Annotated in this window: 17 protein-coding genes; 8 read left to right on the top strand and 9 right to left on the bottom strand. The window is 47.5% G+C overall.

Translation table 11 applies throughout. The features are described from left to right. Positions 1-9 precede the first annotated feature (9 nt). Positions 10-939: a glutaminase A gene (gene glsA, locus M662_RS08485; protein ID WP_008639108.1), complete on the bottom strand. Its 930-nt coding sequence runs from the start codon at positions 937-939 to the stop codon at positions 10-12. Positions 940-1,029: 90 nt separating this feature from the next. On the opposite strand from glsA, the gene M662_RS08480 reads away from it, so the two are divergent. After that, positions 1,030-1,524: a hypothetical protein gene (locus M662_RS08480; RefSeq protein WP_008639106.1), complete on the top strand. Its 495-nt coding sequence runs from the start codon at positions 1,030-1,032 to the stop codon at positions 1,522-1,524. Positions 1,525-1,609: 85 nt separating this feature from the next. After that, positions 1,610-2,188 carry a YhcN/YlaJ family sporulation lipoprotein gene (locus tag M662_RS08475; protein WP_008639104.1) on the top strand — a complete coding sequence of 193 codons (579 nt, stop codon included), beginning with the start codon at positions 1,610-1,612 and terminating at the stop codon, positions 2,186-2,188. A 28-nt stretch (positions 2,189-2,216) separates the two neighbouring features. Here the strand turns inward: M662_RS08475 and M662_RS08470 are convergent, their stop codons facing one another. Continuing rightward, positions 2,217-2,501, bottom strand: coding sequence for a hypothetical protein (locus tag M662_RS08470; protein ID WP_008639103.1), 285 nt, complete (start codon positions 2,499-2,501; stop codon positions 2,217-2,219). Between the two features lie 137 nt (positions 2,502-2,638). Between M662_RS08470 and M662_RS08465 the strand changes: the two genes are divergently transcribed. After that, the gene (locus tag M662_RS08465) at positions 2,639-2,842 is read left to right on the top strand and encodes a YlaI family protein (RefSeq protein ID WP_008639102.1); all 204 of its coding nucleotides are present in this window, start codon (positions 2,639-2,641) and stop codon (positions 2,840-2,842) included. Positions 2,843-2,895: 53 nt separating this feature from the next. On the opposite strand, the gene M662_RS08460 is transcribed toward M662_RS08465, so the two are convergent. Further along, entirely contained in the window at positions 2,896-3,276 is a 381-nt protein-coding gene (locus tag M662_RS08460; RefSeq protein WP_008639101.1) for a YlaH-like family protein, read from the bottom strand. 133 nt (positions 3,277-3,409) lie between these two features. Between M662_RS08460 and M662_RS08455 the strand changes: the two genes are divergently transcribed. Further along, positions 3,410-3,592: a DUF5325 family protein gene (locus tag M662_RS08455; RefSeq protein ID WP_008639100.1), complete on the top strand. Its 183-nt coding sequence runs from the start codon at positions 3,410-3,412 to the stop codon at positions 3,590-3,592. A 39-nt stretch (positions 3,593-3,631) separates the two neighbouring features. Here M662_RS08455 and M662_RS08450 read toward each other — a convergent pair whose 3' ends face one another. Together M662_RS08450 and M662_RS08445 are read right to left on the bottom strand one after the other, a co-directional pair. Next, entirely contained in the window at positions 3,632-4,438 is an 807-nt protein-coding gene (locus M662_RS08450; RefSeq protein WP_008639099.1) for an inositol monophosphatase family protein, read from the bottom strand. Between the two features lie 147 nt (positions 4,439-4,585). Next, a complete protein-coding gene (locus tag M662_RS08445; RefSeq protein WP_008639098.1) occupies positions 4,586-4,774 on the bottom strand; it encodes a hypothetical protein in 189 nt (62 codons plus the stop codon). 181 nt (positions 4,775-4,955) lie between these two features. Between M662_RS08445 and M662_RS08440 the strand changes: the two genes are divergently transcribed. Beyond that, entirely contained in the window at positions 4,956-5,591 is a 636-nt protein-coding gene (locus M662_RS08440) for a YktB family protein (protein ID WP_008639095.1), read from the top strand. Positions 5,592-5,651: 60 nt separating this feature from the next. Here the strand turns inward: M662_RS08440 and M662_RS08435 are convergent, their stop codons facing one another. Then, on the bottom strand, positions 5,652-5,924 hold the full coding sequence (locus M662_RS08435; protein WP_008639092.1) for a UPF0223 family protein: 273 nt from the start codon (positions 5,922-5,924) through the stop codon (positions 5,652-5,654). A gap of 16 nt (positions 5,925-5,940) precedes the next feature. Next, positions 5,941-6,906, bottom strand: a complete 966-nt coding sequence (locus M662_RS08430; RefSeq protein WP_442858826.1) for an NAD(P)H-dependent flavin oxidoreductase — start codon at positions 6,904-6,906, stop codon at positions 5,941-5,943. A 124-nt stretch (positions 6,907-7,030) separates the two neighbouring features. Between M662_RS08430 and M662_RS08425 the strand changes: the two genes are divergently transcribed. Beyond that, complete coding sequence (locus M662_RS08425; RefSeq protein ID WP_008639089.1) at positions 7,031-8,500, top strand: aminotransferase class I/II-fold pyridoxal phosphate-dependent enzyme; 1,470 nt, start codon at positions 7,031-7,033, stop codon at positions 8,498-8,500. Between the two features lie 53 nt (positions 8,501-8,553). On the opposite strand, the gene M662_RS08420 is transcribed toward M662_RS08425, so the two are convergent. Together M662_RS08420 and M662_RS08415 are read right to left on the bottom strand one after the other, a co-directional pair. After that, positions 8,554-8,667, bottom strand: coding sequence for a GapA-binding peptide SR1P (locus tag M662_RS08420; RefSeq protein ID WP_008639088.1), 114 nt, complete (start codon positions 8,665-8,667; stop codon positions 8,554-8,556). Positions 8,668-8,880: 213 nt separating this feature from the next. Further along, positions 8,881-9,717 (bottom strand): polysaccharide deacetylase family protein, encoded by an 837-nt coding sequence (locus tag M662_RS08415; RefSeq protein WP_008639087.1) that lies wholly within the window; start codon positions 9,715-9,717, stop codon positions 8,881-8,883. A 155-nt stretch (positions 9,718-9,872) separates the two neighbouring features. Between M662_RS08415 and M662_RS08410 the strand changes: the two genes are divergently transcribed. After that, on the top strand, positions 9,873-10,943 hold the full coding sequence (locus M662_RS08410) for an FUSC family protein (protein WP_026577527.1): 1,071 nt from the start codon (positions 9,873-9,875) through the stop codon (positions 10,941-10,943). 61 nt (positions 10,944-11,004) lie between these two features. Next, positions 11,005-12,534 carry a glycine betaine uptake BCCT transporter gene (locus tag M662_RS08405; RefSeq protein ID WP_008639085.1) on the top strand — a complete coding sequence of 510 codons (1,530 nt, stop codon included), beginning with the start codon at positions 11,005-11,007 and terminating at the stop codon, positions 12,532-12,534. Positions 12,535-12,536: the final 2 nt, after the last annotated feature.

Raw genomic sequence — 12,536 nt, 5'->3', positions numbered from 1 at the left:
TTGGCATCGTCAAAAAATGGACAGGTCATAACGGTTGGAGAGGATCTCCAGCAGCTTCAGCCCGACGACGCTGTTTCCCTTCTCATCAAGGCTTGGTCCGTAAACCGCTATCCCTCCAAAATGATTTAAGGAAGCAAGCACCGATCCGGAAACACCACTCTTCGCAGGGATGCCCACTTTAATCGCAAAGGAACCGGAAGCATCGTACATCCCACACGTAACCATAAATGTTTTACATATTCTGGCCAGGTGTTTCGGAATAATCCGCCTTCCGGATTGAATATCCACCCCGCCGTTTGCAAGGAGGGCACCGATTCTTGCCAGCTGGCAGACATTGACCTCTATCGCACACTGCTTCGTGTATGCATCGAGTGTCTCTTCCACACTTCCCGTGACAATTCTATGCTGCTTCATATAGAAAAGGAGGGATCGGTTGAGAAAGGCTGTTTCAAATTCAGAGCCGGCAACTTCCTCATTGTACGTAATGGAGTGATCATCCGTCAGTTCATGCATGAAACTGAGCAGCCTCCCCACTTTCTCATCCGGTGTGTCTCCGTGAATCATATTTGTAACCGCAAGCGCTCCTGCATTAATCATTGGGTTAAGCGGTTTAGAAGGTATTTGTTCCAAACGGTAGATCGAGTGGAATGGATCCCCCGTCGGTTCCATTCCGACACGGTCAAAAACGTAGGATTCCCCGTTATCCATCAATGCAAGCGCAAGTGCAATCACTTTGGAAATACTCTGCAAAGTGAACCGGACCTCTGTTTTACCTGCTTCCACCGATTCTCCATTTACATAATGGATGGCAACTGCCAGATCTTCGGGGTCCTGGCGTGATAAGGCTGGGATATAGTTGGCTACTTGTCCGTCATAGGCATAGGGCCGGACATTATCCAGCCATCCGGATAATTCCTGTTCGGTAATATCTTTTTTCAATGAAAGGACCTCCCTGTAATGAAATCGAATTCATTTTTTGCTATGCTTTTTATGCATGAATTTTTTTACTATTCGAAAGGTGGCTTCGCCATGATTGTCCAAATAGCAGGAAATGTAAAATTCCCGATCACTCTGGATCCTACCGTATGGATCTTCGATGATCGGAAGATGACGTTCGACGAAATATTCGAACCGGATGAAGTACGGGCACAATCGGAAGAAGAAGACGAACTCAAACGCAAGTCCCTACGCTTTGACAGAGAAGTTTACCAACAGAAAATTAACCCACCGGTGAACAAGAGCTTGAACCGATATGAGAAACAGCGGATATTGACCGGTACGTTCCTTATGCCGATCCAGCCGTTCCTCGAGACGAGTGAGCCGGAAAAAGAAGTCACACAGGCCGCTTTACATACGGCTTCAGGAGAACACGTCGTCGATGCCGATGTTCTGAAGCACGCCTACCTGCTGTTCGCAGAGAATGGAAAGCCGCTCCAAGAAGAAGGGCCGGTCCATCTGTATTTCCAGGATGGTTCCAATCGATCCGAACCGATCAAAGGCATCAAAAAAATTGAATTGAAGTAAACAATTGGACAGCTGATACAGCTGTCCTTTTTGCATATTATCCACCATAAATCACAGGCTATAAATAAAAAAAGTGGTGTTTCCAGTGAAAAAACTTCTATTGACAACTGCGCTGCTGTTTACAGCCGCCTGTCAGCAGCAATCCGGTGAAGAGTCGCTGCTTCAGGAACGACAGGGTGAGACGGAACTGAAATATGTGACGGACTCGGATCCGGTGGAAAGAAAGAACTTAACGAGCCAGCAGGCAGCCCGGCATTTGGCGAAAATTGCCGTAGAGGTTCCTGACGTCCATGATGCGACAGCGATCGTACTTGGTAACTATGTAGCCGTCGGCATTGATGTGGACAAGGATTTGGACCGCTCCCGCGTCGGGGTCATTAAGTATTCCGTCGCTGAAGCGCTCAAGCATGATCCGTACGGCAAGCAGGCAGCCGTCATTGCCGATGCAGACGGGGTCGAACGCCTTCGAGGACTTGGCAGAAAGATTGCTGAAGGACATCCGGTCGAAGGTGTGACGGATGAACTGAGCCAGATTGTCGCCAGGTACATGCCCGAAGGTCCGATTAACGAAAAACCGCAAACAAATACAAACGAAGAAACGATACCAAAAGATAAAAAAGAGAATCTGGAAGATGTCCAAAAGAAACAGTCGAAGGATCATTAACAGAAAAACAGCTAAATCCGTAAAGGATTTAGCTGTTACTTCTTTCCAGGATCTCTCTTTCCTTCTCTGTTAGTTCGTTGTAGTATTGAACACCGAACTGAGAGCCTTCGGACACCATGTCCGCATTTTCCAAATGAGAGACTTCCGGCTTACCGGCTTCCTCAATCGGCATATCATCCTTGGAGGTGAACGTACCTTGAATGGATTTTGCCTTGTCTTTTACCTGCTTGCGGTTATCCTCATCTTTCAGGAAATAAGCAAGTGTTCCTCCTGCTACTGCTCCAACTGCGGTAAAAATCCAACGTTTCTTCATCCAACCACCCTTTCCTTGACTTCTTTTCTTACATTTCCCAACCACCTGTCCAATCAAACGTGGAATCTGCATCTATTTTAAATTGCCATCATATGTTAAACTATATGTAATCGTTTTGAAAGATAGAGGTGAAATAGATGCGTGTACAATGCGTGATATGCGACAAGATTGAAAAAATCGACAGTTATTGTTTACAGGCGAAGCGATTGAGAAACAGGCGGATTCACACGTACATGTGTCAATCATGCCACGATCGCATTGAAAAAAACACGAAAAAACGGCTCGCTTCCGGTTCTTTCCGCTTTCAAAAGGAGAGAAAGAAAGAGAAGCATTTAAGCTGAAGTAAACTATAGAACCGTAGAGCCCGGGTGCCTGCACCCGGGCTCTTTCCATATCAGGACGGCTCTCTCCCGGCTCTTTCCCTGCGTTCCCTGTGAAGACGAACACGGTAAACACCGAGAATAAGGGCTGCCACCATCAGACTTTCCGGAATCGGCAAGTTCAACCCTAACAGAAGAGTCAGTATGAAGGTACCGATGACGAGCACCCCGTATACGACAATCGTCTTCAATACAGGCAGTTTTCTTGCGAATCCAAGCTTGAAAGTCGCGATCGCCAGCAACACGACGGTCAAATATAATAATAAAAACGAACGAAACAACATTCCCACTTCTGTTTCATCATTCAAGTTGACTTCACTTCCCAGCCCCCGGAAGAAGAAATCCGCTACCGGCCACAGATCGGCGGGGACCGGTAATGTAGACATGTCCCTCATGAAGTCCCTCCTCCACTAGTTCGGCTCCTTACTTTCCCATCATACTAAATTTATCCAGGATAAGCTACCCATGACAGCATTTTCATTATTTAGACAAATCCTATATAATAGAGAAGAATTGAGGTGAGTCTTTGTGAAGAATTTTCAATGGAGCAACGGCTTTTTGGCCCTGCTTGTCATCTTGTCCTTTGTCGCTGTCGGGTTTGCCTTAGGCCAGCAGGTCTTCTGGCTTGCGGGTGCCTTTTTCCTGCTCGGCTTCGCGATCATGAGCGTCGGCCTGCGAAGAAAACGTAAACTACAGCAGGAACACGCATAAAAAAGAGCGGTCTCGAATCCGAGGCCGCTCTTTTTACTCTTATTTCAAAAGGACATATCCTTCAAGAATTTCTTCATGAATGTTCGCTCTTGATGCAAGGACAGTCGTTTTATTTAACAAATCAAGAGGTGACCCGTCCGCTTTCGTTACGGTCCCTCCCACTTCATTAACGAGGATGGCACCGGCAGCGTAATCCCAAGGCATAAGAGACATCGTCAAATAACCGTCCATAATTCCCTCCGCCATGAATGCGAATTCCAAAGCAGCAGAGCCGTAAGACCTTGTGCTCCGCAATTTCTTAACAAGGTTCTCCATCCCTTTATGTTCCACGTAGGGATTCTCAGGTAGGAGCCACGTCGTATTTAAGGCCAGGATCGACTGGTTTAATGGACGTTCCCCGCTCAATTGTGGGAGACGGGTTTCGTTCTTATACGACCCTTCCCCACGCTTTGCTGCATACAAAGTATCTTCCATCACGTTATAGATCAAGCCTATTTCACCGGTACCTTCTGAATAGATTCCGATGGAAATAGCAAAATTCCTTTTCTGGTGAACGAAATTCATCGTACCGTCAATCGGGTCGACGATCCATACCGTTCCGGACAAATCTTTGATATCATCTCCGAAGCCTTCTTCTCCGAAAAGCAGGTGGTCCGGATAGGTTTCTTTTATTTTCTCCGCAAAAAATTTCTCCGTCTGTTGGTCCATTTCGGTTACCAGGTCATTCGGGTTTGATTTCGTTTCGATGGATCTAGGTGAATCGATTCCAGCCCGGATGTTTTCGCCTGCTTCATAGATCCATGCCTTCGCATGATCATAAATCTTATTCTTCATCTGTTGATCCATATCATCGTACCCCTTCTCTAAGTGTCACCCTCCATCCTATCAAAATTTTACAGGAAATGCATCAAATAGGCTCTCCCCTAATGCCGCCGGGAGTCCTTGTCCCCCTTCCAAACAAAAAAAAGCGAGCAACGGAAATCGCCGCTCGGTCTATATGGACCATTCAATCAGTTGTCTACGAAGTTCAGAGAGACGTTTTTTCGTCTTCTTCATCTGCTCTTGATCTCCCGCAAGAATCGCATCATGTAAGGAGACCAGTTCGTAATCAATTTCCATACGGATCACCGGGAGCTTCTCTTCTGCTTCTCGCTTACGCAACGCTTCCATGACATGTTTCATTGCCAAACCCCTCCCTTTCAAATCCTTACTATATATATATGTGACATTTGCGACAGAAGTTTCAGTTAGATTACTTATATGTAACCCATTTTTACAACGTTCAAACCAGACGAACACATCGCTTAGTAAAGCGGATGTGTTGTGGTAAAATAAGACCGAACTAACCGGAGGTGTTAATAGAATGAGTACGTTCCACGGATTCACCCAGGAAGATTTCGACGTCTTTTCCATTCCAGGACTTGAAAATAGAATGGAGGCATTGCGGGGCAGGATTTCCCCGAAACTGGAAGCGATTGCTACAGACCTTGCCCCTGATGTGACTGCTATGACTGGTGACGAGATGTTCGTTCACGTTGCGAAGCATGCCCGCCGGAAAACGAACCCGCCGAACGATACGTGGGCAGCCCTTGCATCCAACAAACGCGGCTATAAAAAGCTGCCGCATTTTCAAATCGGCTTGTGGGAAACCCACGTGTTCATCTGGTTTGCCGTCATCTACGAGAGCCCGATTAAAGAGGACTTCGGAAGAAAGCTCGAGCATAGTAAAGCAGCTATCTTAAAGGAAATACCGGATGATTTCGTCTGGTCGATCGATCATACGAAACCGGACGCCATCCCTCACAGCGAGGTCGATGAGGAGAAGTTCTTAAGCATGACAGAGCGGCTTCAGTCTGTGAAGAAAGCGGAGATTCTCTGCGGCCGCCATTTGGAACGGGGGGACTTGCGCTTGAAGGATGGGGAAGCTTTCCTCGAATTGTGCAGAGAGACGTTCCAAACGCTTGAACCACTCTACCAGGCAACGAAACAGTTGGCCTGAAGAATTCAATGAGCAGTTATAGAAATAAGGAAAGGGCGCCCCGTTGGGGCGCCCTTTCCTTTACATCTTCACTTTATCTTCCGGATGCTTGGAACGCGCTTCCTTCACCGTCCGGTAACAGGAATAGCCGGATTCTTTCTCAAATTTGCCGCAAAGCGTCTTCTCTTCACTTTTCGAAGGGACGATCTGTTTGAATCTCGTATAAGCAAGGAGCAGTTCCTCCTGCTTCACCCCGTTCTCGTATGCTTTCTCAACTAAACTGTAAAAATTGACAACATCGATGATTTCCTCCTTGGACCAGTGAACTTCATCGATTGGATACGTATAACTCATAAAATAATCCTCCTTTTTACGGACGGAAGCGGGTACGGATATCAGCCGCTTCCTTAAGCATGCGGTCAAAAAGTTCTTCGACTGTCGGTACATCGCTGATCCGGCCGGCCACCTGACCCGCCCAGCCGAATCCTGCACTTTCTTTTCCTTCATGAATAAAAGCGCGGTTCGCTTCGTTCCCGATGAACGTCTTCAAACCGTCATACCCCGCTCCTTCTGCCTCCAATTCCAGAATACGTGCTGTCCACTCATTTTTCAATGCCCTTGCAGGTGCTTGAAGACTCCGTTTAACAATGGTCGTTGACGTTTCGTCAGCCTCCACAAGCGCCTGCTGATAAGAAGTATGGGCGAGGGTGCATTCTTTTGTTGCGATGAAGCGCGTCCCCATTTCTATGCCTTCTGCACCAAGGGAAAGAGCGGCCATTAATCCACGTCCGTCGCCGATCCCGCCTGATGCAATAACCGGGATCTTGACAGAGTCCACCACCTGCGGGGTCAGGACCATCGTTCCGACGTCATCACGCCCAAGATGCCCTCCCCCTTCCTGACCCACCACCATCACCGCGTCGGCGCCCAGCTGTTCTGCTTTGACCGCCTGCCTGCGGGACGCCACAAGCACAAGGGTCTTCACCCCATGTTTTTGAACCATTTCAAGGACAGGCTTAGGATTACCCCCTGTGACCGATACGACTGGGACGCCTTCATCGATTGCCGCCTGCACCATCGCTTCGTACGGCCTGCCGTGCTGACCGATAGCGAAGTTGACACCGAACGGCCGTGCCGTCTTCTCCCTCATACGCCCGATCTCCTCTTTCAATACCTCCGGACTTTCCATGCTCATCGCTGTCAATTGTCCAAGACCGCCTGCCTCGGAAACTGCTGATGCAAGTTCTGAATAAGCCAGGTGTGCAAGCCCCCCCTGAATAATCGGATATGTAATGCCAAGCAGTTCGGTAACACGTGTCGACCATCTCACATCCATCCGCTCCTTTCCTTCCCATTTTATCATGGTTGGAAAAAAGGATACATAAAACACTAGCCAGTTATCCCCCTCCTCTGCTATAATTCATTTGCTTTTCTATTTGTAAAGAGGTGTAGCTTTTACTATGAACCAACACGAGACGCCCCTGTTCACAGGGCTCAAGAAACATAGAGATAAAAAACCGACACCGTTCCACATTCCCGGTCATAAGAACGGAAAAGGAATGGACGAAGAATTCCGGGCATTCATTGGAGAGAATGCGCTGTCCATAGATATGATCAACATTGAACCTCTGGATGATCTACATCATCCGCAGGGCATGATTAAAGAGGCACAGGACCTTGCAGCAGAAGCGTTTGGTGCAGACTATACATTCTTCTCTGTCCAGGGGACCTCCGGTGCGATCATGACGATGATCATGAGCGTGTGCCAGCCTGGAGATAAAATCATCGTCCCACGGAATGTCCATAAATCCATTACGACTGCTGTCATCCTTTCCGGTGCACGGCCGATTTTCGTACACCCGGAACTGGATGAACGCTTCGGTATATCCCACGGGGTCACTCCGGAGGCCGTGCAGAAAGCCATCGAAGCCCACCCCGATGCTAAAGGTGTACTCGTAATTAATCCTACGTATTTCGGTGTCACGGCGGATCTGAAGCAGATAGTAGAGATCGCTCACGGGTATGACATTCCCGTCCTTGTCGATGAAGCACACGGGGTCCATATCCACTTCCATGAGCGTCTGCCACTGTCTGCGATGCAGGCAGGTGCAGACCTCGCTGCAACCAGCGTCCATAAGCTCGGTGGATCGCTTACGCAAAGCTCCGTATTGAACCTTCGGGAAGGCCTTGTATCACATGAACGGGTTCAGACGATCCTTTCGATGCTCCATACGACATCAACTTCCTATATCCTGCTCGCTTCCTTAGATACAGCACGGAGACATCTAGCTGTCAACGGACGTAAGCTGATGGAAGAAACGCTCCGCCTGGCAGACGAAACAAGAACGAGGCTCAACGATATTCCATCCATTTACTGTCCTGGAGAGGAGATCCTCACGAGTCATGCCACAGTGGACTACGATCCTACGAAGCTGATCATATCCGTTAAGAAACTTGGTATGTCGGGTTACGACGTGGAAGTATGGCTGCGGGAACACTACGCGATCGAAGTCGAACTCTCCGATCTTTACAATATTTTGTGTATCATCACCCCGGGCGACCGGGAAGAGGATGTCGACAAATTGATCGACGCCCTCTGTCAATTGGCTGAGGAGCGTTCCTCTGCCGTCGAAGTGGCAAACGCTAAGGTGAAGGTGCCGGATATACCTGTACTTGCGATATCGCCGCGGGAAGCTTTTTACTCCACAACGGAGACCATGCCTTTGAAAGAGGCTGTCGGACGAATCAGTGCCGAATTCGTTATGGTGTACCCTCCAGGCATTCCGATTTTCATCCCTGGTGAGATCATTACCAAAGAGAACGTCGATTACATTCACGAGAATATGGAAGCTGGTCTCCCTGTACAGGGTCCTGAGGATGACACGTTGGAAACCATCCACGTTATCAGGGAACAGAAAGCATTTCAATAAAAAAAAGAACCAAGCCGCCTTTTCCGGCGCTTGGTTCTTTTTTATTTTATCCCCTATTGTTCTTTCGGTTTATTGCATGTTGGACATGTGCTGTAAAGAGTAGCCACCTTCTCATTATCGTAATGCTCGATTACCTTCTGACAGTCTTGACAAATGATTGTACCCATCTACATCCACTCCCTTTATTTGTAATCGTTTTCAATGTAAGTTCATTTTAATATGGCACAAACGAAAAATCAAGCCCAAAAGTATAACTTTTTAATAAATGTGTTATACTAATTTTCTCCTTCCTACAATATATGTGATACGGAAAAGATTTAGACAAAAAAAGACCATCCGGAGATGGTCTTCAGCCTGTACATTATGTGGTTCGTTCTCTCTTAAGGCGTTTGAATTAGTGCAGGATCGAGGAGCTCATAGCCCTCTTCCCGGAGACCATCGACGATATCACCGAGCGCTTGATATGTCCATTCCCTGTCGTGCATAAGCAGGTTGGCCCCGTCATTCAAATATTCGGAATGGACCATGATGTCAGCAAGAGCTTCCGGATTCTGATACTGCTTCTCCCAATCGTAGCCGTAGGTCCAATTCATAACAAGCATTCCTTCTTCTTCCGCCAGACGCTTGGAGAAATCAGTGTTGGAGCCGAAAGGTGCACGGAAGAACTTCGGCCGTTCGCCTGTTATTTCTTCCACGGTATCACTGACGCTCACAATTTCTTCCCTCTGCTGTTCTTCTGTCAGGTCCTTCAAGTTGGCATGTGTTGCCGTATGGTTCCCAATGGCAAAGCCCATTTCATAAATTTCCTTTAATTTCTGCTTCCCTTCTTCCGAATCGATGAAGTGTCCATTCACAAGAAAAATGGCCGGTGCGCCTTTCTCTTTCAGCAGCCGGGCCATTTCAACCGCATGTTTATCGGGAGAGTCGTCAAAGGTCAGCAGAGCAACTTTCGGATTGGCATCCCCGATCGGCTGAAACGACCAGTTTCCCGTAAGTTCGTACTGAGGCGCTGTATCGGCCGTCGCTTCTTCCGCTTCCTCTTTGGTTTCTGAATCCTCCTTGTCGGCTTCATCTTCGGATGTCTGCCCGGAATCATCAGACGTCTGTACATTTTCTTCTGCTTTCTGGTCTTTCTCCTGTCCTTCCTGTCCATTCGTTTCGGAACATGCAGCAAGCATGATCAGCAGGATGAAGAGGAATAGGGACCACTTCTTCATAGTAAACCCTCCACTGTTATGTATTTCCACATATTCCATTATATCCGACAAATCTACATTTTTTCTATGTTTTTTAGGTAATTTGTTATATAATGTTTTGATGTGGTCTTTCATTAAATATCTATTTTTCATTTTTTATTGAATGGGTGATGGAAATGCTTCAAGCAATCAAGCGATTCAAACTTCTCGGAAGCCGTACATTGAAGACGGGTATATCTGTCTTTCTGACTGCATTGATTTGCGGTTTTTTTAATTTACCCATTATTTTTGCTGTCATAACCGCAATTGTCACGATCGAGCATACGGCAGCCGACTCGATCAAGAAGGCGGCAGTGCGTTTCCCCGCCTCTGCAATCGGAGCTCTGCTTGCTACGGCTTTCTACGGACTTTTCGGAAAAGGTGCCCTTACGTTTGCGCTGGTTGCGATGGCGACTATTGCTGTCTGTCACAAACTGAAGCTCGATGCCGGCATTCTTGTCGCCACCATTACGGCGACAGCCATGATTCCGGACTTTCAGGACCATTATTTTGTTTCATTCTTCACAAGATTGGGTACTACATCCATTGGGATCATTGTTTCGACATTTGTGAACTTTTTTCTGCTGCCGCCCAATTATTCCCCAATGATTTACAAAAACATCAATGGCCTTTATAACCAAGCCGGCCTTCTCCTGAAACGAATAATTTATGATATTACGGCAGAATCTAAAGAGAAAACACGGAATAACCAGCGGTCTTACCGGCAGCTGACCGCTCATCTGGAGAAAACTCTGCAGCTGTCAAGTTATCAGCGGGAAGAATGGAAGTATCACCGTCACACGAATGAAGAAATGGTCGCTTTTCAACTTTCCCAAAGGAAGCTCGCAGCCTTCCAGCAAATCGTCTATCATCTGGGGAATCTGCAGTATGTTCAGACGAAGGGATCCGATTTCTCGGAATCTGAGAAGGAACTTCTGCATTCTTTGACGGATCATTATGTCCGGGTATTACTGGACCCGACCCATTCCATCCAGGAAGAGCAGTTTCAAAACGTCGCCCATTTGGACCGCTTATTCTGGAAATGGAAAGAAGACCACGTCATCAAGAAAACCACATACCGACACCACCTCCCACCACAGACAATCCTGCTTTATGAAATGCTGTGCTTCCATGATGTTTTGGAAGAACTGCAGGACTTATCTGCAAAACAGATGGCCTTGGTGGAGAAGTGCTACTTAAGAGATTGATCGTACAAAACTGTACAAAGGGGAATGTGCACAAACAAATCCATTAGGAGGGAACTTAGACATGAATCAAGTAACTAAAGTATTTTACATTTCCGTCGTCATTGCGTTCTTATTCATCATCTGGGGAACGATTCCAGAATCAACGCTGCCGACATGGAACCTTGCTAACATTACATCAAATGTCCAAGGATTTCTTACAGAAAAATTCGGATGGTTTTACCTGCTGTCCGCTACAGGATTTTTGATTTTCGCCATTTATTTAATCTTCTCTAAATATGGTAATTTGAAATTGGGTAAACCGGATGAAGAACCGGAATATTCTTATCTCACATGGTTCGCTATGCTTTTCAGTGCCGGTATGGGTATCGGCCTCGTATTTTGGGGTGCAGCGGAACCACTTTCCCACCTGCATACACCAGCAGGCGTAGAACAGGAGCCGATGAGTGAGGATGCCGCGCAGTCCGCGCTGAAATATTCCTTCTTCCACTGGGGACTCCACCCTTGGGCCATCTATGCCGTCCTTGCACTGGCACTGGCATTCTTCAAATTCCGTAAAGACGCTCCCGGCGTCATCAGCGCTGCCCTGACACCGATCCTTGGTGAGAAACGCGTCAAAGGCCCGATCGGAACATTGGTCGATGTCATCGCTGTATTCGCAACGATCTTCGGTGTTGCAACATCACTCGGTCTTGGAGCACTGCAGATTTCCAGTGGTCTCGCGTACACATTTGACGGCTTAAGCGATACGTTCGCTCTTCAGTTGACAATCATCGCTATTGTTACCGTCTTGTTCATGACATCTGCCATGACAGGTTTGAACAAAGGGATCAAGTACTTGAGTAACACGAACATCGTGCTTGCAATTGTACTTATGCTCTTCCTGCTGTTCGCCGGTCCGACGAACTTCATCATGGACTTCTTCACAACGACACTCGGAAGATATGTCCGTGACCTTCCGCAGATGAGCTTCCGCATGACGCCGTTCTCCCAAGATAATACGTGGGTACAGGACTGGACGATCTTCTACTGGGCTTGGTGGATCTCCTGGGCTCCATTTGTAGGTACATTCATTGCCCGTGTATCCAGAGGACGTACCATCCGCGAATTCGTTCTCGGTGTCCTGCTCGTCCCTACGATCTTCGGAGCTCTTTGGTTCTCCGTATTTGGTGGATCTGCGATCTTCCTTGAGTTCTTCCAAGGAGTAGACATTCAATCCGATGTAAGCGAACTTGGTACAGAAGTCGCGCTGTTCTCTATGCTGCAGCATATTCCGCTTGGTTCCGTCATGGCAATTATCGGACTGCTGTTGATCAGCACGTTCTTCATCACGTCTGCCGACTCTGCGACCTTCGTTCTCGGTATGCAGACGACCAACGGAAGCCTGAACCCTAAGAACCAGGTGAAGTTCACTTGGGGTATCATTCAGGCCGGTGCAGCCGCTGTACTTCTTTGGCAGGGTGGATTGAGTTCCCTGCAGACAGCAGCAATAATCGCCGCCTTCCCGTTTACATTCATCATGATTTTGATTTGCTTCTCCCTCTTCAAAGCATTCCAGGAAGAAGGCAAAAAGGTCAATTTGCGTAAGAAATAAAG

The sequence above is a fragment of the Bacillus sp. SB49 genome, from assembly GCF_000469135.2.
In the GTDB taxonomy this organism is placed as follows: domain Bacteria; phylum Bacillota; class Bacilli; order Bacillales; family Halobacillaceae; genus Halobacillus.
Note: the sequence above shows the minus strand (reverse complement) of the source record. Positions and strands in the feature narration are given on the sequence as shown.

Coding starts and splice junctions, on each gene's coding strand:
- M662_RS08470 (WP_008639103.1), bottom strand. CDS start 2,501: ATGAAGAAACGTTGGATTTTTACCGCAGTTGGAGCAGTAGCAGGAGGA.
- M662_RS08465 (WP_008639102.1), top strand. CDS start 2,639: ATGCGTGTACAATGCGTGATATGCGACAAGATTGAAAAAATCGACAGT.
- M662_RS08460 (WP_008639101.1), bottom strand. CDS start 3,276: ATGAGGGACATGTCTACATTACCGGTCCCCGCCGATCTGTGGCCGGTA.
- M662_RS08405 (WP_008639085.1), top strand. CDS start 11,005: ATGAATCAAGTAACTAAAGTATTTTACATTTCCGTCGTCATTGCGTTC.
- M662_RS08445 (WP_008639098.1), bottom strand. CDS start 4,774: ATGAAACATGTCATGGAAGCGTTGCGTAAGCGAGAAGCAGAAGAGAAG.
- M662_RS08435 (WP_008639092.1), bottom strand. CDS start 5,924: ATGAGTTATACGTATCCAATCGATGAAGTTCACTGGTCCAAGGAGGAA.
- M662_RS08420 (WP_008639088.1), bottom strand. CDS start 8,667: ATGGGTACAATCATTTGTCAAGACTGTCAGAAGGTAATCGAGCATTAC.
- M662_RS08425 (WP_008639089.1), top strand. CDS start 7,031: ATGAACCAACACGAGACGCCCCTGTTCACAGGGCTCAAGAAACATAGA.
- M662_RS08410 (WP_026577527.1), top strand. CDS start 9,873: ATGCTTCAAGCAATCAAGCGATTCAAACTTCTCGGAAGCCGTACATTG.
- M662_RS08415 (WP_008639087.1), bottom strand. CDS start 9,717: ATGAAGAAGTGGTCCCTATTCCTCTTCATCCTGCTGATCATGCTTGCT.
- M662_RS08430 (WP_442858826.1), bottom strand. CDS start 6,906: ATGGATGTGAGATGGTCGACACGTGTTACCGAACTGCTTGGCATTACA.
- M662_RS08440 (WP_008639095.1), top strand. CDS start 4,956: ATGAGTACGTTCCACGGATTCACCCAGGAAGATTTCGACGTCTTTTCC.
- M662_RS08480 (WP_008639106.1), top strand. CDS start 1,030: ATGATTGTCCAAATAGCAGGAAATGTAAAATTCCCGATCACTCTGGAT.
- M662_RS08450 (WP_008639099.1), bottom strand. CDS start 4,438: ATGGATCAACAGATGAAGAATAAGATTTATGATCATGCGAAGGCATGG.